Genomic DNA, 23,283 nt, shown 5'->3' on the forward strand with positions numbered 1-23,283 from the left:
ATGTTAACGCAAGATAAAAAGACAATCTTTTGGGTCATTAGCGATACGCATTTAATTGCCGATAGTCTACATGACCATGGGCAAGCTTTTTCACAAATGCAAAAAACTAGTCAGGGTAAAGATCTTTATTATCAAGAAACAGCACTCAGCGCTTTTGCAAGAATGGCAGAAGAAAAGAAGCCAGCAGCAATTATTGTTACTGGGGATGTAACCTTTAATGGAGAAAGAGTTTCTGCTGAAAAATTCGCTGAGCTTTTTAAACCACTGACTAAGACAAAATTACTAGTTGTTCCTGGAAATCACGATATTTATGATGGTTGGGCTAGAGAGTTTCGTGGTAAGAAACAATATTATGCTGGTCAAATAAGTCCTAGAATGTGGCGTAACATTTTTAAGAAATCATATGAAAATGCACTTAGTATAGATCGCAATTCGTTAGCTTATAGTGTTCAGCTTAATCCTGATTATTTGCTGATCTTGGCCGATTCTAATGATTACGGAAAAGAAGAATCATCTACTGCACCAGCTACAGCAGGTTTTTTAGGTAAGGAACAAAGAAAATGGATTAAAGAACAACTTCAATATGCGAGTCAAAATAACTTACGCGTGATTTTTTGTATGCATCACAATCTTTATGCTCATAATCCAGCGGTAAACAAGGGATATGTAGTTGATGATTATCGAGAACTACGTAAATTATTGGCTCAATATAATGTAAAGCTAGTTTTTTCTGGTCATATTCATGCTCAAAATATTATGCCACCACAAAATTCGTGTCCGGCTACTGAAATTGTCACAGCTAGCTTTTGTTCTAATGATCAAGGTTATGGTGTAGTTAAGGTTTCTCCTAAAGAAATTAGCTACACTTGCCATCATTTTAAAATGGATGGCTATTTAACTGATAAAGAAAAGCAGAACTGGACTTTAACTCATTTTCATGATTATTTAGAAAATATTCAATTGGGAACTATTTCAGCTGAACTCATGCAGAATGAATTGTATCGAAATCACGATGATTTAAAGACCGTTCGACAAATGGGACGTCTTTTTGGCGAGATGAATTATCATTTCTTTACCGGGAAGAATCATATTGACTTAGAGGAACTGCAAAAACTTAAAAAGTCTGCAATTTATCAGCGATTAATTGCAGAAAATCCACAGTATGAACTCTATTTACAGACTCTCTACGATACGTCTACGCATGATAATTTACATGTGAAAATTAGATATTAAAAAAGGCGAATACTACATGAAATTTGTAGTGTTCGCCTTTTTTAATCTTTAACTGCCTGAGAATTAACATTTAGAAGTGGTTTACCATTTTCATCAAAATAGGAATCTAAGTCTCGACACCAAATCATTGCCATTGTGTGTTGACCAACATGAACTCCAACTACTGGACCGATAATACTTTGATCAACCTTAACTTTAGGAAAACTTGTTTGATAATCGTTAATCCATTCAGCTTCTCTTTCTGCATCATCTGCATGGAAAATTGTTAATTGAATTGGATAAGGCATATTCGACGTTAGCTTATCAAAGTCCTTTTTAATATGATTGTAGGCACGCTTGTATTGTCTTTCTTTAGCAATTGCAGAAATTTTACCTTCGTTTTGTACATCCATTGATAGAATGGGCTTGATTTTTAGAATAGAACCGACAAAGCTAGCCGCATTAGATAAACGACCTGTTCTCTTCAAATGATTTAAGTTGTCTACCATAAATCTTACGTCTGTAGTGTTTCTTAAGTCTTTTAGGTCATGCATGATTAAGTCAATATCAGCACCAGCTTTTACTAGTCGCCCAGCTAAAATAGCAGCATCTGCTTCACCCGCACAGGTGATTTTACAGTCAAAGGGATGAATCTTAATCCGTGTTTCTTCATTTGCTACACTTAATACATTATTGTAAAAACTAGAGATTCCACTTGAGAGCGTAATAATAATTAAATCTGTGTAACCCTCATCAACATATTTATCAACATACTTTTTAACTGTTCCGACTGAAGGTTGAGACGTAGTAGGAAGAGTAGTAGATGTATTTATCTTCTCATAGAATTCATGAAAGCCAATGTCGATTAAGTCAAGATATTCTTTTTTGTCCCAAATAATTGGGATTGGTAAAACATCAATACCAAATTTTTGGCATTGTTCTTTAGTTAAATAAGATGAACTGTCAGTTAAAACGCCGATCTTCATAGTATTATTTTCCTCCATATTCTTGTTTTATATTATAGTCTAGAAGGCCTCTTTAAACAAAAACGTAAATCTGCTTTATTTTTGTTACAATAGAGATAATCAATAAACAGGGTGTGACCTAAATTCTAAATTATGAAGAAGCATTTTATATTTTTAGGCGCTACTGGCGTAATTTATTACTCCTGGCTCCTAGCACTAATTTTTGTAGCCTTTATTGTTGGGTATGAAAGCAACAAAGCAATTAGCTATCCCGCTATTATTTTGGGAGCTATCTTTGCTATTATTGCTATTTATACTTGGCTTAATTCTTATTTTAAAAAGGAAGCAAGTGTTTATTGGCTAAAATTACCGTATCGTCAAAAACTTCAGCTTCAAGATTTAAAGATTAAGTGGCAATGGAAGGCTTTTGTCATATATGAAGCAAAGAGTAAAATTAATACTTATTTGCTTCTTGCACTTAAAAGAAAGAAGAAATGAATTTGAAGTCAGATATCGAAATCGCACAAAGTACTAAGGAATTACCAATTACAGAAATTGCACAAAAGATTAATCTTCAACCAGATGAAATTGAACTCTATGGTAATGACAAGGCTAAGATTAGCTGGAGTGGCATTAATCGAATTAAAAAGAATAAAAAGCTTGGAAAATTAATTCTAGTTACTTCGATTAGTCCAACTCCTGCTGGTGAAGGAAAATCAACGATTACTATTGGCTTAGGGGATGCTATTAATAATCAACTTCATAAAAACACTTTAATTGCACTAAGAGAGCCCTCAATGGGACCTGTTTTTGGATTAAAGGGTGGAGCTACTGGTGGTGGATATGCACAAATTATCCCAATGGAAGATATCAACTTGCATTTTACTGGTGATATGCATGCGCTAACCAGTGCTATTGATACTTTAGCTGCTCTAGTTGATAACTATATTTATCAGGATAATAGCCTAGAGCTAGATCCTAATCGTATTTTGTTAAAACGTGGAATTGACGTTAATGATCGTACTTTAAGAAAAATCACTATCGGACAAGGTTCACGCTTTAATGGAATTGAGCATGAGGCTAGCTTTGCAATTACTGTAGCTAATGAATTAATGGCAATTTTGTGTTTAGCAACTGATATTGATGATTTAAAGAAACGCATTGGAAATATTTTAGTTGGCTTTTCTGTTAAGGATGAACCTGTTTATGTTAAAGACTTAGGGTTTGAAGGAGCAATTGCTGCTTTACTATCAACTGCATTAAAGCCTAACCTAGTGCAAACACTTGAACACACTCCAGCGATTGTACATGGAGGACCATTCGCAAATATTGCTCATGGTGCTAATTCAGTAATTGCTACTAATGCAGCTTTGCATTTGAGTGATTATGTTTTAACTGAGGCTGGTTTTGGCGCAGATCTCGGTGGTCAGAAATTTATGGATTTTGTTTCAAACCATTTAGACAAGCGTCCTGACGCAGTAGTCGTAGTAGCAACTGTGAGAGCTTTGAAGTATCAAGCAGAAGAAACTACTGATCATTTAGATGAAGAAAACATCCCTGCTCTAGAGAAGGGATTTGCTAATTTAAAACGTCATATGGAAAATATGGCTCATTATGGTGTACCTGTAATTGTATTGATTAACAAGTTTGCTAGTGATACTGATCAAGAACTAGCTAAACTAAAGGACCTTGTTCAAGACGATGGTTTTGAATGCGAAGTAGTATCCTACCATGATGAAGGTTCTAAAGGCGGGATTGAGGCAGCTGAAAAGGTGATTGAGTTAACTAATAAAGCTAGTGACTTTACATCTGTTTATGAGCCTAATGATTCTGTTGAAGAAAAGATCGCCAAAATTGCTCACAGTATTTATCACGCTAAAGATATTGAATATTCAGCTAAGGCTAAGAAGCAATTATCAGAAATTAAAAAGATGGGTAAGGATGAACTACCAGTAATTATTGCTAAGACGCAATATAGTTTTACTGATAAAAAGAAGATTTTAGGTGCACCAGAAGACTTTACTCTTCACGTTAAAGATCTGGCCCTTAAGAACGGAGCAGGTTTTATTGTGGTAGCAACTGGATCAATTTTAGATATGCCAGGACTGCCAAAACATCCAGCTGCTCTGGACATCGATGTAGACAATAGTGGAAAGATTTCAGGATTATTCTAATGAGTAAAGCTAAACAGGCCTTATATTTAATAATTTCTTTACTTGTAGTTGCAGCCGACCAATGGTTAAAGAACTATATTGTTACTAATTTTAAAATTGGTGATGAGCAAACTGTTATTCCAGGAGTCTTATCGTTTACATATTTACAAAATGATGGAGCAGCCTGGAACATTTTTAGCGGACAAATGATTTTATTTTATCTGATCAGTATTGCAGCAATTGCGGTTGTGATCTATTACCTTTTTAATCCTAAATATAAAAATGGACTCTTCGATACAGGTTTGGCTCTAGTTCTGGGTGGAATTATTGGTAATTTTATTGATCGATTACATTTAAAGTACGTAATTGACATGCTGCAATTGGATTTTGTTCAATTTAACATTTTTAATATTGCTGACAGTGCAATTACAGTTGGAATTATCCTGGTGTTCATCTATTTAATTTTTATAAGTGAAAAAGACTAAAGGATGGGTTAAATGACCAAAAGTTATCAATTAGTGATTGATGAAGAAAAGGGACGTTTGGATAAGGTAATCGCAGAGAAAATTACAGATTTAAGCAGAACCAAAATCAAAGAATTAGTTAACGAAAAGAATATTTTAGTTAATGACCATGTAGAGAAAGTATCTTATAAAGTACAAGCTGGGGATGTAGTAGATATTACCGTTCCTCCGGTAAAACCATTGACTCTAGAAGCTCAAGATCTGCATTTAGATATTGTTTATGAAGATGCAGATGTGATTGTGGTTAATAAGCCTCAAGGGATGGTAGTTCACCCCTCTGCTGGTCATCCTGACCATACTTTGGTAAATGGATTGCTTTATCATACGCAAGACTTAGCGGATAGTCCAGAAGGATTTCGCCCTGGTATTGTACATAGAATTGACAAAGATACTTCAGGCTTATTAATGGTAGCTAAGAACGATCGAGCACGTGAAAGTTTAGAAAAGCAGCTAGCAGAAAAAATAAATAAACGAGAATATTTAGCAATTGTTCACGGAAATTTTGAAACAAAAAATGGAGTTATTAATGCTCCGATTGGTAGAAATCCAAACAATCGAAAACAAATGGCAGTTAATCCTAAAGGGAAGGCTGCAGTAACCCATTTTACAGTTCTTGAACAATTTAAAAACTATAGTCTAGTTAAGTGTGTTCTTGAAACCGGTAGAACTCATCAAATTAGAGTTCATATGAAGTATATTGGACATCCCTTAGCTGGAGATCCTTTATATGGTCCTAAAAAGACATTAGCTGGTCATGGACAATTTTTGCATGCCGAAACTTTGGGCTTTTATCAGCCATCTACAAATAAGTGGTTAGAATTTTCTACGCCACTACCAGAGATTTTTGAAAAACAATTAGAGAATTTACGACGAGAAACGAAGCATTAATTTATGAAACGATATTTGATTCTTGAAGACGGAACAGCTTTTTCGGGGCACGGTTTTGGAGCACCGATTACAGCAACGGGTGAGCTTGCTATTCAAACAAGTAACTTCGGATACCAGGAGGCAATTTCAGATCCTGCTAACTTTGGTAAAATTTTAGCTTTTACGACTCCGATGATTGGCGGAAGCGGAATTAATGCAATTGATTATGAATCAATTGATCCTAGTGTGCGTGGAATAATCGCTAACGATATTGCTTTTCATATTTCAGCAAATCCAACTTTTCAAGATTTAAATGATTTTCTAAAAGAGAAAAGAATACCAGCTATTTATGGCGTTGATACTCGAGCACTAGTTCAAAAATTAAAAAATAAACAAGTAATCAAAGCTTCTATTATGGATACAGACGATGCACATGCTTTTGATCAAATTAAAGCGCTAGTTTTACCTAAAAATAAGACAGCTCAAATTTCTACAAATCATCCTTATGCTGCTCCAAATGTTGGTAAAACTGTAGCTGTTATTGATTTAGGACTAAAGCATTCATTATTGCGTTCCTTATCTTTGCGTAAAATTAACAGTGTTGTATTGCCATATAATGCTTCAATTTATGACATTATCAATCTTCGGGCAGATGCAATCGTGATTTCTAATGGTCCAGGAAGAGTAGAAGAAGTTGCGCCGTTTTTAAAACCAGTATTTGATAAGTTCTATGGTAAATTGCCGATTTTAGGAATTGGATTAGGTTTTTTAGCAATTAGCAATTACTTAGACTTAGAACTTTTAGACTTGATCCCAGCTTATAATGGCAGCAATTTTCCCGTTATTGAGCAAACTAATAATCGAATCTGGCAAACTGCGATGAATATCGACCAATTGGTTGTTCCAGATAGTTTATCTTTAAACCTTTCACGTAAGTACTTTGACTTAAGATCAGATTTATTAGCTGGATACAGTATTAAAGAAGATAAGGTTTTGGCAACAGCCTTTAATCCAGAAGGATCTCCTGGTAATTTTGATGCTGCTAGCATTTATGATCAGTTTATGAATATGATGGAGTAAAATATGCCTTTACATAATGAAATTAATAAGGTTCTGGTTATTGGGGCTGGACCAAGTATTGTTGGAGAGGTTTCAGAACTTGATATTCTTGCTAAACAAGCTTTAGCTGCCTTTGAAGAAAGCAATGTTCAAGTTGTCTTAATTAACCCTAATCCTGCAACAATTACAACTGATCCACATCCTGATGTAAATGTATATCTTGAACCAATGACGCTACCATTTGTGAAGCGAATTATTAGAATGGAAAAGCCGGATGCTATTATTCCAGCTTTTGGTGGAAAGCCAGCTTTAAGATTAACGCAGGAGTTATTAGAGTCTGGTATCTTAACACAAATGAATATTGAGCTTTTAACTATTAATAGCTTAGCCTTAAGTTTATCAGCTCCGCATAATCTCTATACTTTTCTTAAAGCAAATAAGATTGCAGTTGCCAATCAATGGCTGCTGGAAAAAGAAGACGACTTACGTCGTGTAATTGAACATGCTCATTTTCCTTTGCTTTTATCTAAGAAACAACATTATCGACCAGATAGTATGATTTCTTTAGATAGTTTGGCTCAATTAGAAAGATATTTTTTAGACGAAGAAAGTGATGATCATTTTAATTGGAAAGATTACCGTTTAACTGAAGATCTATCTAATTGGGAAGAATTAATTTTTGACATCGTCCGCGACAATAATGGTAATTTTTGTTTTGTTGGAAATACAGGTAGCTTAGAACCAGTTGGAATTAATTCCTCTGATTCACTATTAGTGACGCCAATTTTGACTAGAAATAATAATCAAATTCAAAAATTAAGGAATTGTTGTCGTAAAATTGCAAATTGTCTCAATTTACATGGTGCATTAAGTATTCATTTTGCCGTTAAACAAAATGGAGAAGATTTTAACTATAAAGTCTTAAGTGTAAAACCACGTTTAACGCAGACTAGCTTACTTTCTTATAGAAGCGGCGTGTATTCCATTGGCTACATTACTGCCAAGATTGCTCTTGGATATAACTTAAATGAAATTACCGATCCACAATCTGGAATCTCTGCTGCAGTTGATCCAGTGCAAGATGCATGTTTTGTAAAATTGCCTTATTGGTCCTTTACTGAAGCGGGATACAACCATTATGCTTTGAATAATAAAACGACTTCTGGAGGACAAGCTTTAGGAATTGGTCGTAATTTTGAAAGTGCCTTTTTAAAGGCACTACAATCAACTACTGGTTTTTCTAATAATGTGAAGACCTTTAAAGAAGAATGTGATAAGAGTGAAGAGGAAATATTGCGGGATTTAAGCCAGCCTAATGAAGTTCATTTGATTACGCTTTTAGCTGCTTTGGCTAAGGGTATTAGCTATCATACCTTACATAAGCTTTTACACGTACACCTAGTATTCTTACAGAAGTTTAATCACATTCTGATCTTATTGAAAAAACTGCAAAATGATGAATTAACTCCTGATTTAATGCTAAAAGTAAAGAAAAATGGCTTTTCTAATCGTTTAATTGCTGAAGTTACTAAGCGAGATGAAAAAGCAATAACTGATTTATGTAAAAAGTGGTCCATCAAGCCAAGTTATATTGAAATTGACGGGACTGCTGGTTTAATTCATCCTAATGTTCAAGCCGTGTATAGTAGTTATGGTATTGAAGATGAAACAAAGCCACTGTCTAATTCAAAAAAATGTCTTCTTTTAGGTTTAAAGCCATTTCAGGTGTCCTTAACTGGAGAATTTGATTATATGCTCTACCATGCTGCTAAGACACTAAAAGAGCAGGGAATAAGTCCAGTGATTATTAGTAATAATCCAGAAAGTGTTAGTGCTGCTTACGACTTATGTGATCGGGTTTATTTTGAACCAATTACATTAGAAAATATTCTTGAGATTGCCTGGAAAGAAGACATTAAGGAAGTCGTAACTCAATTTTCTGGTAAACAAATTAATGAATACCGGATGCAGCTACTAGAACATGGGTTAACAATTTTAGGACAACCTAATTTGAAAGAAATTTTAGGAGAGAACCATGCTGATGTTGTATATCAGGCTGGCGTTAATCCTGTTCCTGCACTTCAATGCGATAGCGAAGAAAATGTCTTAGAATTTGTAAATACAAATGGGTTTCCTGCTTTAATTGGTGGCACAAGCAATGGTAAGAAACAAAAATCTGCCGTTGTATTTGATTTACCAGCTCTACAGAGATATATTGCGGAAAATTCATTAGAGCACATGACTGTCTCTAAATTTATTGAAGGTAAAAAATACGAAGTAACTGCAATTTCAGATGGTAAAAATGTTACTATTCCAGGAATTATTGAACATTTTGAACAGACCGGTTCTCACGCCAGTGATTCAATCGCTGTTTATCGACCACAAAATTTATCGACTAATGATCAAAGGCGATTACGTGATAGTGCCATTAGTATTGCAACTAAGCTCCATTTAAGAGGTCCGGTAAATCTACACTTTTTATTGGCTCATGATCAAATATATTTGTTACAGATGAAAAGCTATTCAGGGCACAATGTTGCCTTTTTAACTAAGGCTCTTAAAAAAGATATTACTGCCATCACAATGAAAGTTTTATTGGGCAGTGAATTATCGGACTTAGAATTGTCTAGTGACATTTGGCCATCAAATAATCTGATCCATGTAAAAATGCCTGTATTCTCGTATTTATCATATCAAAGTGAAAATACCTTTGATTCTAAAATGAAGACGTCTGGAAGCGTAATGGGGCGTGCTAAGCATTTACCGACTGCTTTATTTAAAGGATATGAAGGTAGCGACTTAATGATCTCAACTTATGGGACAGTCTTCATTTCAGTTAAAGACTCTGAAAAAAATGATGCAATTAAAATAGCTGCTAGATTCCATCAATTAGGCTTTAAATTGTTAGCAACTGAAGGAACAGCAAATGTTCTAGCTGAAGAAGGGATTACAACTGGAATTATTGGAAAAGTTCAAGAGGGCAGCAATAGTCTACTTGAAAAAATTAAGCAGCATCGAATCAATCTGGTTATTAATGTGACAAGTTTATCTGATTCAGCTAGCCACGATGCAATCATGATTAAAGATGCAGCTTTAAGCACGCATATTCCTGTTTTCTCTAGTTTGCAATCAGCTCAAGACGTGTTAACAGTACTTGAAACATTGGCAATGACTACACAGCCTTTATAAGCTTAAATATAAATTATTATGTAAAATAATAAGCAATCAAAAAGCTCAATTTATAGAAAACTTTTGAAATTCTATAAGTTGAGCTTTTTTTATATTTTTTTACTTAAAACTTCTTGCTCATCGGGTGTTACTTCAATTGAATTTTGACCAGTATAGATTACGAATCCTGGTTTAGCGCCGTTAGGTTTTTTAATTCTTTTAACTTGCACATAATCAACAGGCACGTGGCTAGAATTTTTACCCTTAGAGAAGTAAGCTGCAATTTCAGCTGCTTCTTTAATGTCATCGTCACTAGGATCGTTGTCTTGTAAGATTACGTGAGAGCCAGGCATATTTTTAACATGGAACCAGTAGTTACGTTTATCAGCCTTTTTAAGCGTTAACCAATCATTTTGGTAATTATTTTTACCAACTAAGACTTTTTTACCATCGCTTAGCTTAAAAGTGTTTAAATTCTTTTCACTAATTTTTTTCTTACGACGGTGATTATTGTTCTGTTCTTTTAGATAGCCTTGATTAATTAATTCGTCACTTATCGCATCGATATCTTGCGGATCAGCATTATCAATAGCTGTTTGAATAGAGTCAAAGTAATCTAAGTTTTCATTTGCTAGTTTGATTTGCTCATTAACATGCTTGATTGAATTACGTAATTTTTGATAGCGAGTAAAATATTTTTGAGCATTTCTAGCTGGAGAAAGAGCAGGATCAAGTTTTATCTTCATAGGTTCGTTGTTTTCGTAGTAATTTGGGAGCTCAATACTTGTCATTCCAGCTTTTACTTCGTGAAGATAAGCATTGAGTAGTTCACCTTTAATACGATACTCTTCTGAATTTTCCGCTTGATCAAGTTGTTTACGTAACTTAATAATTTTCTTTTTGAGTTTTTTGAGCTCATTATTAACGATATTTTCAATTCTCTTTGATTTTTGTTTTACCCATTCACGGTTCGCTTGATCTCGATAAAATTCGTCAAGAACCTTATTAATGTCATCATCAGAGTATATTAGATTCAATTCTAAATGATATGGAAGATAAGTATATACTCGATCCTTATGTTTGATTGTCTGTAAAACATATCCTTTAGGTCTATTGAATTGATTGAAGAAAGTTTGAAGAGAACTGTAAGAAAAGTCGTCTTCTAAGTAGCCTGCAAATTCTTTTTTGTCATCCCCGTCTAATCCATTAAATTGTTTAACAAAATCAATTGGTTCAGGATACTTTGTTTTGAGATCGTTAAATTGATTAGCGGATAATTGAAAACCGTTAATTCCGGGAAGAAGTGGGGGTAATTCATAAGGAGCATGAGGAAGTAAGAGACGAGCGCGATTTTCATCGGGATTAATTCTTTTAAGCAAATCAATAATTTTATTATCGTCTGCATTATATAAAATGACATTACTATGTCTTCCCATTAATTCTACTGATAATACAAGCTGCATTTCATCGCCAAGTTCATTTCGATTAGAAAAATGAAAATTGACAATTCTTTCTACGCCAACTTGTTCTATTTCCTTAAGAATTGATCCTTCTAGGTACTTTCTTAAAACCATAACAAATGTAGGAGCAACATCGGGATTTGCAATTGTATCATTTGTAATATAGAAGCGTGGATTTTGAGCATTTGCAGAAACAAGCAAACGCTGATTTTTGCGATCTTTCCTAAAATTTAAAACTAGGTCTTGTTCAAATGGTTGGTATATTTTGGTAAGTTTTCCTCCAACCAAAGTAGGGGAGAGATCTTGCAAAAGACTATGAATAAATAAACCATCAAAAGCCATAAATATCCTCCTTAAAACAGTATATTTATTATACTCTTTAATAGTGAAAATTGCTTTATCTAGCTAGAATGTGATTTTTTCACTAATATTGTTAAATTTTCACAAATCTTGTGAAAATTTAAATTATGTCTTAGAATTATTGTTGATTAGAAAAAATGGGAAATATAAGTATAGGTGGTAAATAAAATGAATGTCTTAGTATTTAATAGCGTCAGTGAGAATATTAAGCGAGTTATTAATAAAAAGTGTGGATTAAATCTTTCTCAAACTCGTTTATTACTGTTCTTTGACCATCATCAAAATGAAACTTTGACGATGGGAGAATTAGCACAGGCATTAAGTATATCGCTTTCGACCCTCAGTAGACAAATTAAGCAGAAAAAAACAGCGTCTTTAATTAAGGTTGAACGTTCAAAGAAAGACTCTAGTAAGTCATTGAATTTAAACGCTGAAGGTTTAGCTAAGGTAGAAGAATTAAAGAATGTTTTAGATCAAATTGAAACGCAAATTTTTTCTACTTGGAGCGAGGAAAAAGTTCAAGATTTTAATAGTAAATTACAGATTATTGTTAATAACCTTGCAACTGATGAAGCATAAATCATCGATTATATTTAAAAAACATCTAGTTTTATGATATAATTTCATTTTGATAAGTAATATTGCAGCATGCAACTTAATGCTGATATTTTAATTTTAAGGTAGGTTTTCACACGTGAAGATAGCACTCATTACAGATAGTACTAGTGATATAAGCCCAGAAGAAGCCAAGGCCAACGATATTACTGCAGAAAAGCTTTTTGAGCTAGAACGCGATGGAGCACCTTTTCCCAAGACTTCTCAACCTAGTCCAGGTACCATGCTCGAATTATGCCAAAAATTAAAAGATGAAGGCTATGAAGCAATTATTGCTATTCCGTTAACTTCAGGGATTTCAGGCTTTTATAATAGTTTAGTTAACTTGGCACATAATCATCCTGAATTCAATCTTTATCCTTATGACCCTGCAATGACAGTTCGTTCAATGGGAAATTTAGTCCTTGCAGCAGCTAAAATGATTAAAAATGGCTGGGAGCCTAAGGAAATTTTGGCTAAGTTAGACGAAATTAGAGATACGATTGATGTCTTATTTGTTGTGGATGATTTGAATAATCTAGTTCGTGGTGGTCGTTTAAGTAATGCAAGTGCAATTATTGGTACGATGCTTCAAATAAAACCTTTATTAACATTTAAAAAAGATGATTATCAAATTGTAAGTTTTGACAAAGTTCGTTCTATGAAACGTGCTGTTAAGAAGGCTGAAAATATCACTATTGAACGAATTAATAAGTCGCCTATTACTGATAAATTAGCATTGACAGTATATAATTCAAACGATTTAGAGCAAGCTACTAAGGTTAAAGATGATTTCCAAGCCGCTTTCCCTAATATGACCATTAAGATGTTCAACTTTAGTTCTGTAATTGCTACTTACTTAGGAGAAAAGTCTCTTGGTATTACTTGGATGGCTGATATAGATAAGATGGACTTTAGTAAAAAATAATCATAGAAAAATAGGAAGGCTAAAGTTGCTTTCCTATTTTTTTAATATAAATAATACTGTGAAATGTAAAATGAGAGTGGAATAAATTAAATGAAAAATAAATTTTTAAAGATTTTGGGTATAGTTGCTGGTGTGGGACTAGCCTTAGTAATCGTTTTTCAAGTGATTTTAACGATGAATACAAATGCTATTAAAAACTCAAGTCCTACTGCTGCTAACTCGGCGACAAGCAATAGTAGTGATAAAGAAATAATTGCTGAAGCACTCAATACAGACTTCAAAAGTTATAAATTTAAGGTGAAAAATTCACCCGGTATTCAGGCTACTAGAACTTGGACCGGTGAATATCAAAATGATCCTCTGAAAGCTCAAGCTAAGGTTGATAAGACTTCTATGTGGCTAAATGAGGATAAAGTTTATCAAAAGATGTGGGATAATACTGGCAGTCCAAAATGGAAAGCTTCATCTACAATGACGCCTAATAAAGTTGTGAGTCAATTTGATCCTGCTATTATTTTGAGTGGTAGTAAGGCAATTAAAAGTGACATGAAGCTCAAAAAATCAGGCTCAGTTTACCGCGTAAGCTACAGTGGTAATAGCTTAAAGTTCTGGAATAAAACCCACAACAAGCTAATTAAAAAACTTAAAGGAAATGCTTCTGGCTTAGATAATGAAGGTGCACTTAAACGATTAAAAGTTGAATATACTTTAAAAGAAAAGAGTGGCCATTTAGTTTTAACTAGTTTTTCATTCTACTTGCGTTTTGCGTATGCTGGATATGATATTTCTCAAGAAGGTATTTATACCGAAATTAATGCAATTAAAGTAAGCACCCCTAATGCATTAAAATCTAAGACTTCTAAAAAGAGACATAGAGTATATCATCCAAAGGCTGATGATAGTTTTGATATTGATATTGACTCAAATAATTCAAACACTCAATCTAGTCAATCAAGTGAAAGCTCATCAAGTAGTCAGCAGTCTAGTTCATCTCAAAGTAGCAAGTCTGAAGAACATAAAGAAGAAAAACAAGAGTCTCAAAGTCAAAGTAGTACGCCAATTCAATCATCAGACAATAAAGAGGCAAATCAACAATCTCAGGCTAATAACAGTAATAACAACAACGCGTCAGCAAATAGCAATCAAACTCAGGCACAGAATAATCAGCAATCAGCTGCAAATCAACAAAGTCATTAACATAAAAAAAGATTTGAAACTCCAATATTTGGATAATTTCAAATCGTTTTTTGTTTATCACGAAATTGATTTTTGTTTCTTACAGAATCACGCATCATTTTAAGAAATAAACTTGCAACATTAGAGAGCTGAACTCTTGAGCTCCAAATCAAACGATTGTGATCAATGATTTTAGGTTGAATAGGTAAAAAGCAAAGATTATCTTTAGGCGAAATTGGTAGTAAATCTTTGTAAATTAACAGGCAATACTGACCTTTTTTTACTAAGTACTGTAGATTATCTGGCAGGTTAAATGTAGCTACGATATTCAATTTTTGTGGGTCAGTACACCAGTCTCTAAAATTATCTGAATCGGCAGTATGTTTGGAAATAATGATTGGAAAGTTTTGTAAGTCTTCAGGAGTAATATATGATTGATTGGCAAGTGGATGGTCTTTATTAACAATTACGCCATATTCATTACTTTCAGGCAAGGTCAGACTGTTAAAGTTTTGCGTAGTATCATATTGTCCCATCGTAATACCAAAGTCTAATAGACCACGTTCAATTTTACCTTCAATCATAGCAGAATTACCATTAAAGACATGAATTTTTACTTGCGGATAATTTTGTAAAATTTCATTTATGATAGTCATTACACGTTTTATTGCCACACTTTCGCCAGCACCAATGTATAATTCACCTGATACTATTTTTGAATGGCGTAAATTTTGCTGTGTTTTATTTGTTAAAGAAATGATCTCCTCGGCATGTTCTTGAAGATAATAACCTTCTTGGGTAAGGGTAATTTCTTGGTGTCCACGATAAAACAACGTTACACCAAGTTCATCTTCGAGGTTTTTTAATTGTCTTGATAATGATGGCTGACTGATATGTAGTACATCAGCTGCTTTTGATATATTTTTTGCCTCACAAACTGCAAGAAAGTACCTTAAAACTCTTAATTCCATGAGTAATCCTCTCGTTTTTTAATTAAACTATGCATTCTTATTATAGTTTAATTGCTACTATAGTTGAATTAATTTGAAGCCTTATGTTTATCAATTTTGTTTAATGCTGCTTTCTGCTTCTTTTGATCTACGTGGGTATATAAATCAGTCGCCGTAGTGCCTTTTTGACCTAGTTGTTGTGCAACTAAAACTTGGTCTTTAGTAACTTCATATAATTCACTAGCAAGAGTATGACGTAATTTATGTGGAGTTAAAGGCTTCCCAAATGCAGCAGAATACTTATTAACCATCTTTTCTACTGCATTAGTTGTCATTCTTCTAGTTTTTCCGTGCCATCTCGTTAAAAAGAAAGCTGTATTCTCTTTGTCAGCATGATAACGATCAGTACGTATATCCTTATATTTTTTTAAATAAGGAATAGTCCAGTTAGCAATGGGGACACTATCTTTTTGGCCACCTTTGCGTGTTACGTCAAGCATTGCATCCTTGAGGTTGATATTACGAATATTGACGCCAACACATTCAGATACTCTAATTCCTGTACCTAGAATCAATGCAATAATAGCCATATCTCGTTCATGATTTTTCTTAAAAGCTGGTAGAGACTGCTTGTTACATTTATGTTCATATTCATTTTCAATAAAATCTAAAAATTGATATTTTAGATCACCCATATACATATGCGATTCTAATACGTGAGCTCGATAGTTCAGCGTTTTTGTGTCATTTAGAGAATTTATTTTTAACATTACATTGCGATCAAAATAAGGCTCGCCATGATTATTATCAGACGTGATCGTCAAAAACTTGTATAAAGAGCGTAAAGCGTTGATAGAACGATTGATTGTAGTAGGTGAGTTTAGACGTCCTTGTTGATTCTTTGTATGCTTGAGATGGTGAATATAAAGCATTACATCGTTTCGCTGCAAGCTTTCTAATGTTGTTGGTGTAATTTCTTTATTAGAGGAAGCGTTAGATAGTTTGTTTTCTCTCAGCCAATTAAAAAAGCGACGAATTTCTGTTAAATATTGGTATGTTGTGGTCAGTGAATGAGAGGTTCCAAGATTGTATTCTTTTACAAAATCAGGCATGTTTGCTAACTCTTGTCTAATAAGAGCTAAATATTTATTAGTTTCCAATTATTTCTCTCCTCGAACGTAGGTTTGTATATATTATATCTTATTTGATAGTTTTACAAAAGTTGAGTATATCCCCTAATCTTTTGGTAGTAGGAGAGAGGGGAGAATAGATAAATAATGTTTTAAGTGGAACCATGATTTAAGAAATATTGGCATAGTATCCTAAAATAGCCCGTATCTAGCATAAAATAAAGACTATTTTAGGGTAATTCTACTTGTTTGTTTAATAGTTAGAGAAGTCTTAATAGATCATGATTATATTAGTACGTCGTCACGGTAGCTATGCTATGTCTGGATTAGACAAGCAAGAGCTAACGGAGAACACGGTTTCTTAGTTTGTTGTCAAGGTAACGATCCATGGGGAAATTTTGAATAGAAAATAATAGGTAATAAAAAAGCCACTCTGGAGAATTGATTTTCTCTAGGGTGGCTTTTTTGCATATCATAATTTATATGATTTGTAAATAAATTCTACAAATACCCATTAAATTCACGGGAACTTTTTGGGAACTTTTTTGCTCGAAACTTGCAACTTTTTGATTAACTTTTACATTTTTTTGCATTTATGAATGGCTTAATGTAGCGCAGGATTGGCTTTGTTTTCGGAAGAGTCTCTTATACCTTTCATTAAAACAATAATTTTAATGAAAGGTATTAACAAACTATAGACTGTATATCATCCTTTGATTTTTTTAACTAACCATATACTATAGTTTAGCTAGCAGCAGTCCTACATTTTCAATCTATTAGTACCATGTATTTATATCTGTTTTTCTACACTAGAAATAATTGATCTTGGTTTTCTAGATGATTAAGACTAAATACTTACGATTTAAATTTAGAGTAAATAAACTGATTAAGAAAGAGATACGTAGATACTTTTTAGATATACTTTTAATCATTAACTATTAACTAATAATAATTTTAAAGACCGTAGAATCGTCATCTCAGCACTAGGTAAAGTATAAGACAAATGAATTGAAAAGGAATTAAATTAAATTTAATTCGATAATTGGTTAGGAACATAAAAATTAACTAGCACAAGATTGAAATTTTTAATTAAAAATCAAATGGTAATTAATCTATAATGGCTGCTAATTAAAAAAGTAAGTACTAATAAGCATTAGTTTCAATATAAATTAACTTTGCTGATACAATAATCAATTACATTGAGTTATTGGGTCAGTTTCGGGTGCCTATATATTTTTGCATTTAACTTTACATAATATATATTACACGAAGTATATACTCGATTATTACTGTGTCCTATTTCATAAGCTTTTTTATACAAATAAAAACTTTGAGACTTAACTTTAATCTCAAAGTTTTTTGATTAATTTACTTGCTAGAAAAATCTAGTTTTTTCCTTTTACTTAAAGAAATCGTATAAATAATATTAATTGTTCCTAAAAGTAAAACTGCAAACCAAATAGTTTTTAAAACAAAAACTTTTTGAAGCAATGCTGACACAATTGCTCCAAGTGCAAATGCAATAACTAAAAACATATAGTTAACAGCAGCGTTGTGCTGTGATTTATCCTCACCGAAGAAATATGCGCTCCAAGCAACTACAGACTTTTTTAAATTACCAGTTGTAAATGCATTATTATAGCCCATACCTTCAATTTTACTAAATGAAGCATTTTGGACTGCTAATCCAAATGCAATTACTGGAACTACGTAATAATTTGGCACACTTTTTGGAACAAATCCTACTCCTAGACAAATAAGTAAGATTGGAAATAGACAAAATACGCGCCAATAATTACTTTTTACATATTTATGAAAAAGCCCTACAAATAATAATCCCAAAGTAAATGCAATAAATGTAGTTGCTCTATTTAGCATTCCGGCAACATTATGGTCAGCAAATGCTGACGCAAAAAAGATAACGTTCCCTGTTTGCCCAGCAGATAAAGTATGTCCTCTTTGAATATAAGTGTAAGCATCAATGAATCCTGCTGAAAAAGTTAATGCAGTAGCTAAGATACGTGATTCAGATGGACGATATTTTTCGTTAGAAAGTAATCCCATAATTAACCTCCAAGTTAATTAATACAAATTAAAAACATGATCAGTTTAGACCATGTTTTAAGTGTATTAATCTTCAATATGAATATCTTTAATGATTACATCTTCTTTTGGCTTATCATTTGCCTTGTCACGTGGGACTTTTGCAATTTCATCAACAACATCCATACCTTTAATTACTTGACCAAAAACAGTATGACGACCATCAAGCCATGGAGTTCCGCCTTGTTTATATGCCTTAACTAATTCTTTTGGATAACCTGCAGCATCCATTTCTTTAATCATACGCTTGGGTACATTCTTATTTTGAACAATAAAAAATTGACTTCCATTAGTATTAGGACCTGAATTGGCCATTGAAAGTGCACCACGGACATTAAATAATTTATTTGAAAACTCATCTTCAAAAGGATGTCCCCAAATACTTTCTCCGCCAGTACCGTCGCCTTTAGGATCTCCTCCTTGAATCATGAAATCGCTAATTACGCGGTGAAAAGTAGTATCGTTGTAATAACCTTTTTTAGCTAAACGAACAAAGTTTTCAACTGTCATTGGAGCTTCTTTTTCAAACAATTGAACTTCAATATCTCCATGATTAGTTTGAATTAGTGCTTTTGGACCCTTTACTTTTTCTAAATTTAATTGTGGATATTCCATTTTTGTCCTCCTGATATATATTCTAGTATATTTTACTCTTTATTAGGCTACACTTCATTAATCTGTATGTTCTTTCGCATATTTTCTAATTGTATTTAACATAATTTGACCATATGCTTTCAGTTTGGCTTGGCCTACTCCTGAAATATTCAAAAAGTCTGATTTTGTTTTTGGCTTTTGCAGCGACATTTCTCTTAAAGACTTATCAGAAAAGATATAAAAAGCTGGTATTCCCTGCTTTTTAGCTAAATCCAATCGAACTTCTTTTAATTTAGTAAATAAACCATTTTCTTCTTGAGAAATTTGAGTAGAAAATTGGCCTGAATCGTTTGATTTTTCAGCGACTTTTTGAGTTACTCGTCTTTTGCCATCTAAAACGTCCCATCCTAAGTTAGTTACATGAACTAGTGGGTACTGACTATCAGTTAACTGAAGATAATTGTGGCTAATTAGATAATTTATTAATTCTAACGCTGCTCTCTTCCCCATTTTCAGACTGTTATAATGTTTTAATTTAGCTGCGTCAATTTCTTTCATGCGTTGATTATTAGCCCCTGTGACAACGTCTGCAACTACGCTTTTACCAAAACGACCATCTAATTCATAAATAGCTGAAATGATAGCTTTACTGTTTTCTGTAACATCTTCTTCAATAAATGTACCTAAACAGTTTGAGCATTTACCACAGGACTTACAAGTTTGACCAAAGTAATTAACGATAAATTCTTGAAGACATTCAGTTGTATTAACATACTTGGTAATCTTGGCTAATTTTTGATACTGGATTTTTTTATATTCGTCATCTAAGTCAGATTGTTCAATGAACCAACGATAAAGACGAATATCTTTGGGATGATAGATCAAAATTCCTTCGCAAGCTTCTCCGTCTCTACCTGCGCGTCCAGCCTCTTGATAATATGACTCTAAGTTTGGTGTACTATTAGCATGGATAACAAAGCGAACATTTCTTTTATCAATTCCCATACCAAAAGCATTAGTTGCAACGATTATTTGGACTTTATCAAATTGGAACGCATCTTGTACATCGGCTCTTTCTTTATTAGATAAGCCAGCATGATAGCTTGCAGTTAAAATGCCATTTTGGGCTAAATAATTAGTTAATTCTTCAACATTTTTTCTAGTGTTAGCGTAAATAATTCCTGATTGATTGGGATGTTGTTTTATATAATCTAAAAGATACAAATCAGTGTTTTTGGGATTATTGACTACTTTAAAACTTAAATTTGGTCGCGCAAATGAAGTAATAACAAAGTTTGCTGAAGGTATTTGTAATTGCTCTGCAATATCTTTTTGAACTGATGGCGTAGCGGTTGCAGTCAAAGCAAGGATATTTGGTTTACCTTTAATTGAATTAACGCCTTCCATTATTTGTCGATATGCTGGTCTAAAATCATGCCCCCATTGTGAAATACAGTGAGCTTCATCAACTGCAACTAAAGAAATATCTAAGAAATTTAACTGATAACGAAAATAGTCCATCGCTAATCGTTCAGGAGTTACATATAAGAGTTTTATTTTTCCCTCGTATGCCTGTCTTAAAATAGGATTAACTTTCTCTTGAGGGGTTGCTGAATTTAGCGCTGCAGCGTTTATACCATTTTGCTTTAATGAATCAATTTGGTCCTTCATTAATGAAATCAAAGGAGAGATTACTAACGTTAAACCAGGACTAACTAAAGCCGGTATCTGATAGCACATTGATTTTCCAGCACCTGTTGGCATTACTGCAAGCACGTTTTCTCTTTTTAGAACTAAATCTATGACTCTTTCTTGTCCTGGTCGAAAATTGTCATAGCCAAATACATCTTTTAATACTTTTACAGGTTTCATTTTTTCCTACTAAATAAAAAAACAAGTATGAAAGATCATACCTGTCTTTTCTAAAATCGAATTAAAAATAATTAAGCTTCAAAAGCATTAGTTAGTGGAGGAACAACTTGCTTCTTTCTTGAAACAACACCAGGTAACTTAACTTCTGAGTCTGATAACTTAGTATCAAATGCTTTTTCAAACTTAGCTTTAGCTTCATCACTACCTACTACTAAAGCTTCTGAGTCAGAGTCAAGAATATTAGTGATCAAGAGCATAAACATATCGTAGCCTTCGCTCTTTGAAGCTTCATCCATAGCCTTTAAGAAAGCGTCTTTACGTTCTAAAGCTTCTGGTAAGTCAACAACATTAATTTGGGCTACACGAACGTTGCTACCGTTTAATTCAAAGCTCTTAGCGTCTAAATCGATTAGGTCTTCTTCTGACTTATCAGCAATGTTAGTACCAGCCTTGAGCATCTTAAGACCATATTCCTTGTAGTTAACACCAGCGATGTTAGCTAAAGCTTCAACAGCTTCTTTATCTTGATCAGTGGTAGTTGGTGACTTTAAGAGTAAAGTATCTGAAATAATAGCTGATAGCATAATTCCGGCAATATCTTGTGGAATTTCAATTTCTTTTTCGTTGTACATTTGCCACATAATTGTACTTGTACAACCTACTGGAGCGGCACGGTAGTATAAAGGATCAGCAGTATTGAAGTTCATAATACGGTGGTGATCAACTACGTGAGTTACTTTAACTTTGTCAATGTCAGAAACACTTTGTTGAGGCTCGTTGTGGTCCACAAGCATAACAGCATCAACTTCGTTTGAAGCTGTTTTAATTACACGAGGTGCAGTAAAACCAAATTTATTTAAAGCATATTTGGTTTCATCGTTAGCTTCGCCTAAAGCAACTGCTTCGGTATCGTAGCCTAATTTATTTTGTAAGTATGAATATGCAATTGCAGTTCCAATTGCATCTGTATCAGGATTTTGGTGACCAAAAATCAATTCTTTTGCCATTATTATAGAGCTCCTTTAAAAATTATATCTATTTAATATTTTAGATTAAAGTTGAAACTTAAGCAAATCAATCCCGATAGAAAAAGCATTGCTTTTGATAACAATGCTTTTCTGATAACTAGATACTTACTTTAATGTCTTCTAAGCGGCTATCATAGTCTTTTTCGTCAATAAATTTATCCCACTCTTTTAAGAAGTTAACTAGGCGAGGTATTTCACTCTTATTCTTCCGATATATGAAACAACTTTCAAAGTTAGTTTCATTCTTGACATTTATTGGCGATAGAGTAATTTCAGCTTTGTGGGCCTTATAAAAACTCTTTGAGACATATGTATTATAGTTTGTTTGTTCAGCAAATTTTATTAGCTGATAAGGAGCGGTAAAAGTTACTGGAGTGTTCAATTCGTTATTTGGAAACTCACTAGCATAAAAGCGACGAACAATTTGGGGTAGATAATAATCTTTAGGGTAGGCAACCCACTTGTGCACTGCCATCTTGTTAAATTTTTCTTCTGGATTATGCGTTAAAAATATAACAGATTCAGGGTAGATTTGCTTAGCCATATATTGTTTCATATTTTTAACCGTTGCGTTGTGATCAGGCATATAAAGAACAGCTAGATCAAGTTGATTATTATCTAATCTATCCCAAAGCTCAGTTCTATTATAAAAGCCAATATGTAGAGTTATTTCTGGATATTTATGATTGAATTCAATTAAAAATTGATCAATAACTCTTGCTTCAATAGTAGATAATATGCCTAAAGAAATAGTTCCAGTATCTGATTTTGTATATTGTTGGATACTATCAACAGCATTATTTACAGTTGAAAATAGCGCCTTAGCTGTTTCTTCCATCTTTAAACCAGCATCAGTTAAGTAAAGCTTCTTCCCCATTTGTCCAAATAATGGAGAGCCTACTGCACGTTCTAATTTTTTAATTTGCTGAGTTAAAGCAGGTTGGGTAATTCCTAAGATTTGAGCTGCCTGAGTATAACTCATGTTGTCGATTAATTGAAGAAAGTAACGTAAAGATTTCGCGGATAAAACTGCATCAGTATTTGTTTTCATGATTGAATACCTCTTATATAAATCTGGAATAATATCTAATAAATAGAATCTTTAAATATATATAATTATTTTCTGATAGCCTTTTATTA

The 23,283-nt window shown here is 33.3% G+C and carries 19 protein-coding genes; 10 read left to right on the plus strand and 9 right to left on the minus strand.

Going from position 1 to position 23,283, the window contains the following annotated elements:
* The gene (locus QM512_RS03410; protein ID WP_282806121.1) at nt 1-1,233 is read left to right on the plus strand and encodes a metallophosphoesterase; all 1,233 of its coding nucleotides are present in this window, start codon (nt 1-3) and stop codon (nt 1,231-1,233) included.
* Between the two features lie 41 nt (nt 1,234-1,274).
* Here the strand turns inward: QM512_RS03410 and QM512_RS03415 are convergent, their stop codons facing one another.
* The gene (locus QM512_RS03415; protein ID WP_282806122.1) at nt 1,275-2,198 is read right to left on the minus strand and encodes a DegV family protein; all 924 of its coding nucleotides are present in this window, start codon (nt 2,196-2,198) and stop codon (nt 1,275-1,277) included.
* A 132-nt stretch (nt 2,199-2,330) separates the two neighbouring features.
* On the opposite strand from QM512_RS03415, the gene QM512_RS03420 reads away from it, so the two are divergent.
* Genes QM512_RS03420 through QM512_RS03445 form a run of 6 tightly spaced genes read left to right on the plus strand, consistent with a single transcriptional unit; the run spans nt 2,331 to nt 9,969 of the window.
* Entirely contained in the window at nt 2,331-2,675 is a 345-nt protein-coding gene (locus QM512_RS03420) for a hypothetical protein (protein ID WP_282806123.1), read from the plus strand.
* On the plus strand, nt 2,672-4,351 hold the full coding sequence (locus QM512_RS03425) for a formate--tetrahydrofolate ligase (RefSeq protein ID WP_282806124.1): 1,680 nt from the start codon (nt 2,672-2,674) through the stop codon (nt 4,349-4,351). The genes QM512_RS03420 and QM512_RS03425 overlap by 4 nt, the downstream gene beginning before the upstream one ends.
* Entirely contained in the window at nt 4,351-4,815 is a 465-nt protein-coding gene (gene lspA / locus QM512_RS03430) for a signal peptidase II (protein WP_282806125.1), read from the plus strand. Before QM512_RS03425 ends, lspA begins: the two co-directional genes overlap by 1 nt.
* A gap of 12 nt (nt 4,816-4,827) precedes the next feature.
* A complete protein-coding gene (locus QM512_RS03435) occupies nt 4,828-5,742 on the plus strand; it encodes an RluA family pseudouridine synthase (protein ID WP_282806126.1) in 915 nt (304 codons plus the stop codon).
* A gap of 3 nt (nt 5,743-5,745) precedes the next feature.
* Nucleotides 5,746-6,801 (plus strand): carbamoyl phosphate synthase small subunit, encoded by a 1,056-nt coding sequence (locus tag QM512_RS03440; protein WP_282806127.1) that lies wholly within the window; start codon nt 5,746-5,748, stop codon nt 6,799-6,801.
* 3 nt (nt 6,802-6,804) lie between these two features.
* Complete coding sequence (locus tag QM512_RS03445) at nt 6,805-9,969, plus strand: carbamoyl phosphate synthase large subunit (RefSeq protein WP_282806128.1); 3,165 nt, start codon at nt 6,805-6,807, stop codon at nt 9,967-9,969.
* A gap of 89 nt (nt 9,970-10,058) precedes the next feature.
* Here QM512_RS03445 and QM512_RS03450 read toward each other — a convergent pair whose 3' ends face one another.
* The gene (locus QM512_RS03450; protein ID WP_282806129.1) at nt 10,059-11,750 is read right to left on the minus strand and encodes an Rqc2 family fibronectin-binding protein; all 1,692 of its coding nucleotides are present in this window, start codon (nt 11,748-11,750) and stop codon (nt 10,059-10,061) included.
* Between the two features lie 186 nt (nt 11,751-11,936).
* Between QM512_RS03450 and QM512_RS03455 the strand changes: the two genes are divergently transcribed.
* The 3 genes from QM512_RS03455 to QM512_RS03465 all read left to right on the plus strand — a co-directional run bounded on the left by QM512_RS03455 (nt 11,937) and on the right by QM512_RS03465 (nt 14,487).
* A complete protein-coding gene (locus QM512_RS03455; protein WP_282806130.1) occupies nt 11,937-12,347 on the plus strand; it encodes a MarR family winged helix-turn-helix transcriptional regulator in 411 nt (136 codons plus the stop codon).
* Between the two features lie 115 nt (nt 12,348-12,462).
* On the plus strand, nt 12,463-13,290 hold the full coding sequence (locus QM512_RS03460; RefSeq protein WP_282806131.1) for a DegV family protein: 828 nt from the start codon (nt 12,463-12,465) through the stop codon (nt 13,288-13,290).
* Nucleotides 13,291-13,380: 90 nt separating this feature from the next.
* The gene (locus tag QM512_RS03465; RefSeq protein ID WP_282806132.1) at nt 13,381-14,487 is read left to right on the plus strand and encodes a hypothetical protein; all 1,107 of its coding nucleotides are present in this window, start codon (nt 13,381-13,383) and stop codon (nt 14,485-14,487) included.
* A gap of 38 nt (nt 14,488-14,525) precedes the next feature.
* Here QM512_RS03465 and QM512_RS03470 read toward each other — a convergent pair whose 3' ends face one another.
* From QM512_RS03470 to QM512_RS03500, 7 genes are all read right to left on the minus strand, one after another.
* Complete coding sequence (locus QM512_RS03470) at nt 14,526-15,437, minus strand: LysR family transcriptional regulator (protein WP_282806133.1); 912 nt, start codon at nt 15,435-15,437, stop codon at nt 14,526-14,528.
* A 68-nt stretch (nt 15,438-15,505) separates the two neighbouring features.
* Nucleotides 15,506-16,576 (minus strand): tyrosine recombinase XerS, encoded by a 1,071-nt coding sequence (gene xerS / locus QM512_RS03475; protein WP_282806134.1) that lies wholly within the window; start codon nt 16,574-16,576, stop codon nt 15,506-15,508.
* A 1,338-nt stretch (nt 16,577-17,914) separates the two neighbouring features.
* The gene (locus tag QM512_RS03480) at nt 17,915-18,610 is read right to left on the minus strand and encodes a YoaK family protein (protein ID WP_282806135.1); all 696 of its coding nucleotides are present in this window, start codon (nt 18,608-18,610) and stop codon (nt 17,915-17,917) included.
* 66 nt (nt 18,611-18,676) lie between these two features.
* Nucleotides 18,677-19,264, minus strand: a complete 588-nt coding sequence (locus QM512_RS03485) for a peptidylprolyl isomerase (protein ID WP_282806136.1) — start codon at nt 19,262-19,264, stop codon at nt 18,677-18,679.
* Between the two features lie 57 nt (nt 19,265-19,321).
* Nucleotides 19,322-21,115: a DNA helicase RecQ gene (recQ, locus tag QM512_RS03490; protein ID WP_282806137.1), complete on the minus strand. Its 1,794-nt coding sequence runs from the start codon at nt 21,113-21,115 to the stop codon at nt 19,322-19,324.
* Between the two features lie 71 nt (nt 21,116-21,186).
* A complete protein-coding gene (locus tag QM512_RS03495; RefSeq protein WP_282806138.1) occupies nt 21,187-22,122 on the minus strand; it encodes a manganese-dependent inorganic pyrophosphatase in 936 nt (311 codons plus the stop codon).
* Between the two features lie 118 nt (nt 22,123-22,240).
* Nucleotides 22,241-23,194 (minus strand): LysR family transcriptional regulator, encoded by a 954-nt coding sequence (locus tag QM512_RS03500; protein WP_282806139.1) that lies wholly within the window; start codon nt 23,192-23,194, stop codon nt 22,241-22,243.
* Nucleotides 23,195-23,283: the final 89 nt, after the last annotated feature.

It is taken from the genome of Lactobacillus isalae, from assembly GCF_947539375.1.
GTDB classification, from domain to species: Bacteria; Bacillota; Bacilli; order Lactobacillales; family Lactobacillaceae; genus Lactobacillus; species Lactobacillus isalae.

Bases quoted from the DNA above. Each gene is read 5' to 3' on its own strand.
- QM512_RS03410 (WP_282806121.1), top strand. From the start codon at position 1: ATGTTAACGCAAGATAAAAAGACAATCTTTTGGGTCATTAGCGATACG.
- QM512_RS03415 (WP_282806122.1), bottom strand. From the start codon at position 2,198: ATGAAGATCGGCGTTTTAACTGACAGTTCATCTTATTTAACTAAAGAA.
- QM512_RS03420 (WP_282806123.1), top strand. From the start codon at position 2,331: ATGAAGAAGCATTTTATATTTTTAGGCGCTACTGGCGTAATTTATTAC.
- QM512_RS03425 (WP_282806124.1), top strand. From the start codon at position 2,672: ATGAATTTGAAGTCAGATATCGAAATCGCACAAAGTACTAAGGAATTA.
- lspA (WP_282806125.1), top strand. From the start codon at position 4,351: ATGAGTAAAGCTAAACAGGCCTTATATTTAATAATTTCTTTACTTGTA.
- QM512_RS03435 (WP_282806126.1), top strand. From the start codon at position 4,828: ATGACCAAAAGTTATCAATTAGTGATTGATGAAGAAAAGGGACGTTTG.
- QM512_RS03440 (WP_282806127.1), top strand. From the start codon at position 5,746: ATGAAACGATATTTGATTCTTGAAGACGGAACAGCTTTTTCGGGGCAC.
- QM512_RS03445 (WP_282806128.1), top strand. From the start codon at position 6,805: ATGCCTTTACATAATGAAATTAATAAGGTTCTGGTTATTGGGGCTGGA.
- QM512_RS03450 (WP_282806129.1), bottom strand. From the start codon at position 11,750: ATGGCTTTTGATGGTTTATTTATTCATAGTCTTTTGCAAGATCTCTCC.
- QM512_RS03455 (WP_282806130.1), top strand. From the start codon at position 11,937: ATGAATGTCTTAGTATTTAATAGCGTCAGTGAGAATATTAAGCGAGTT.
- QM512_RS03465 (WP_282806132.1), top strand. From the start codon at position 13,381: ATGAAAAATAAATTTTTAAAGATTTTGGGTATAGTTGCTGGTGTGGGA.
- QM512_RS03470 (WP_282806133.1), bottom strand. From the start codon at position 15,437: ATGGAATTAAGAGTTTTAAGGTACTTTCTTGCAGTTTGTGAGGCAAAA.
- QM512_RS03480 (WP_282806135.1), bottom strand. From the start codon at position 18,610: ATGGGATTACTTTCTAACGAAAAATATCGTCCATCTGAATCACGTATC.
- QM512_RS03485 (WP_282806136.1), bottom strand. From the start codon at position 19,264: ATGGAATATCCACAATTAAATTTAGAAAAAGTAAAGGGTCCAAAAGCA.
- recQ (WP_282806137.1), bottom strand. From the start codon at position 21,115: ATGAAACCTGTAAAAGTATTAAAAGATGTATTTGGCTATGACAATTTT.
- QM512_RS03495 (WP_282806138.1), bottom strand. From the start codon at position 22,122: ATGGCAAAAGAATTGATTTTTGGTCACCAAAATCCTGATACAGATGCA.
- QM512_RS03500 (WP_282806139.1), bottom strand. From the start codon at position 23,194: ATGAAAACAAATACTGATGCAGTTTTATCCGCGAAATCTTTACGTTAC.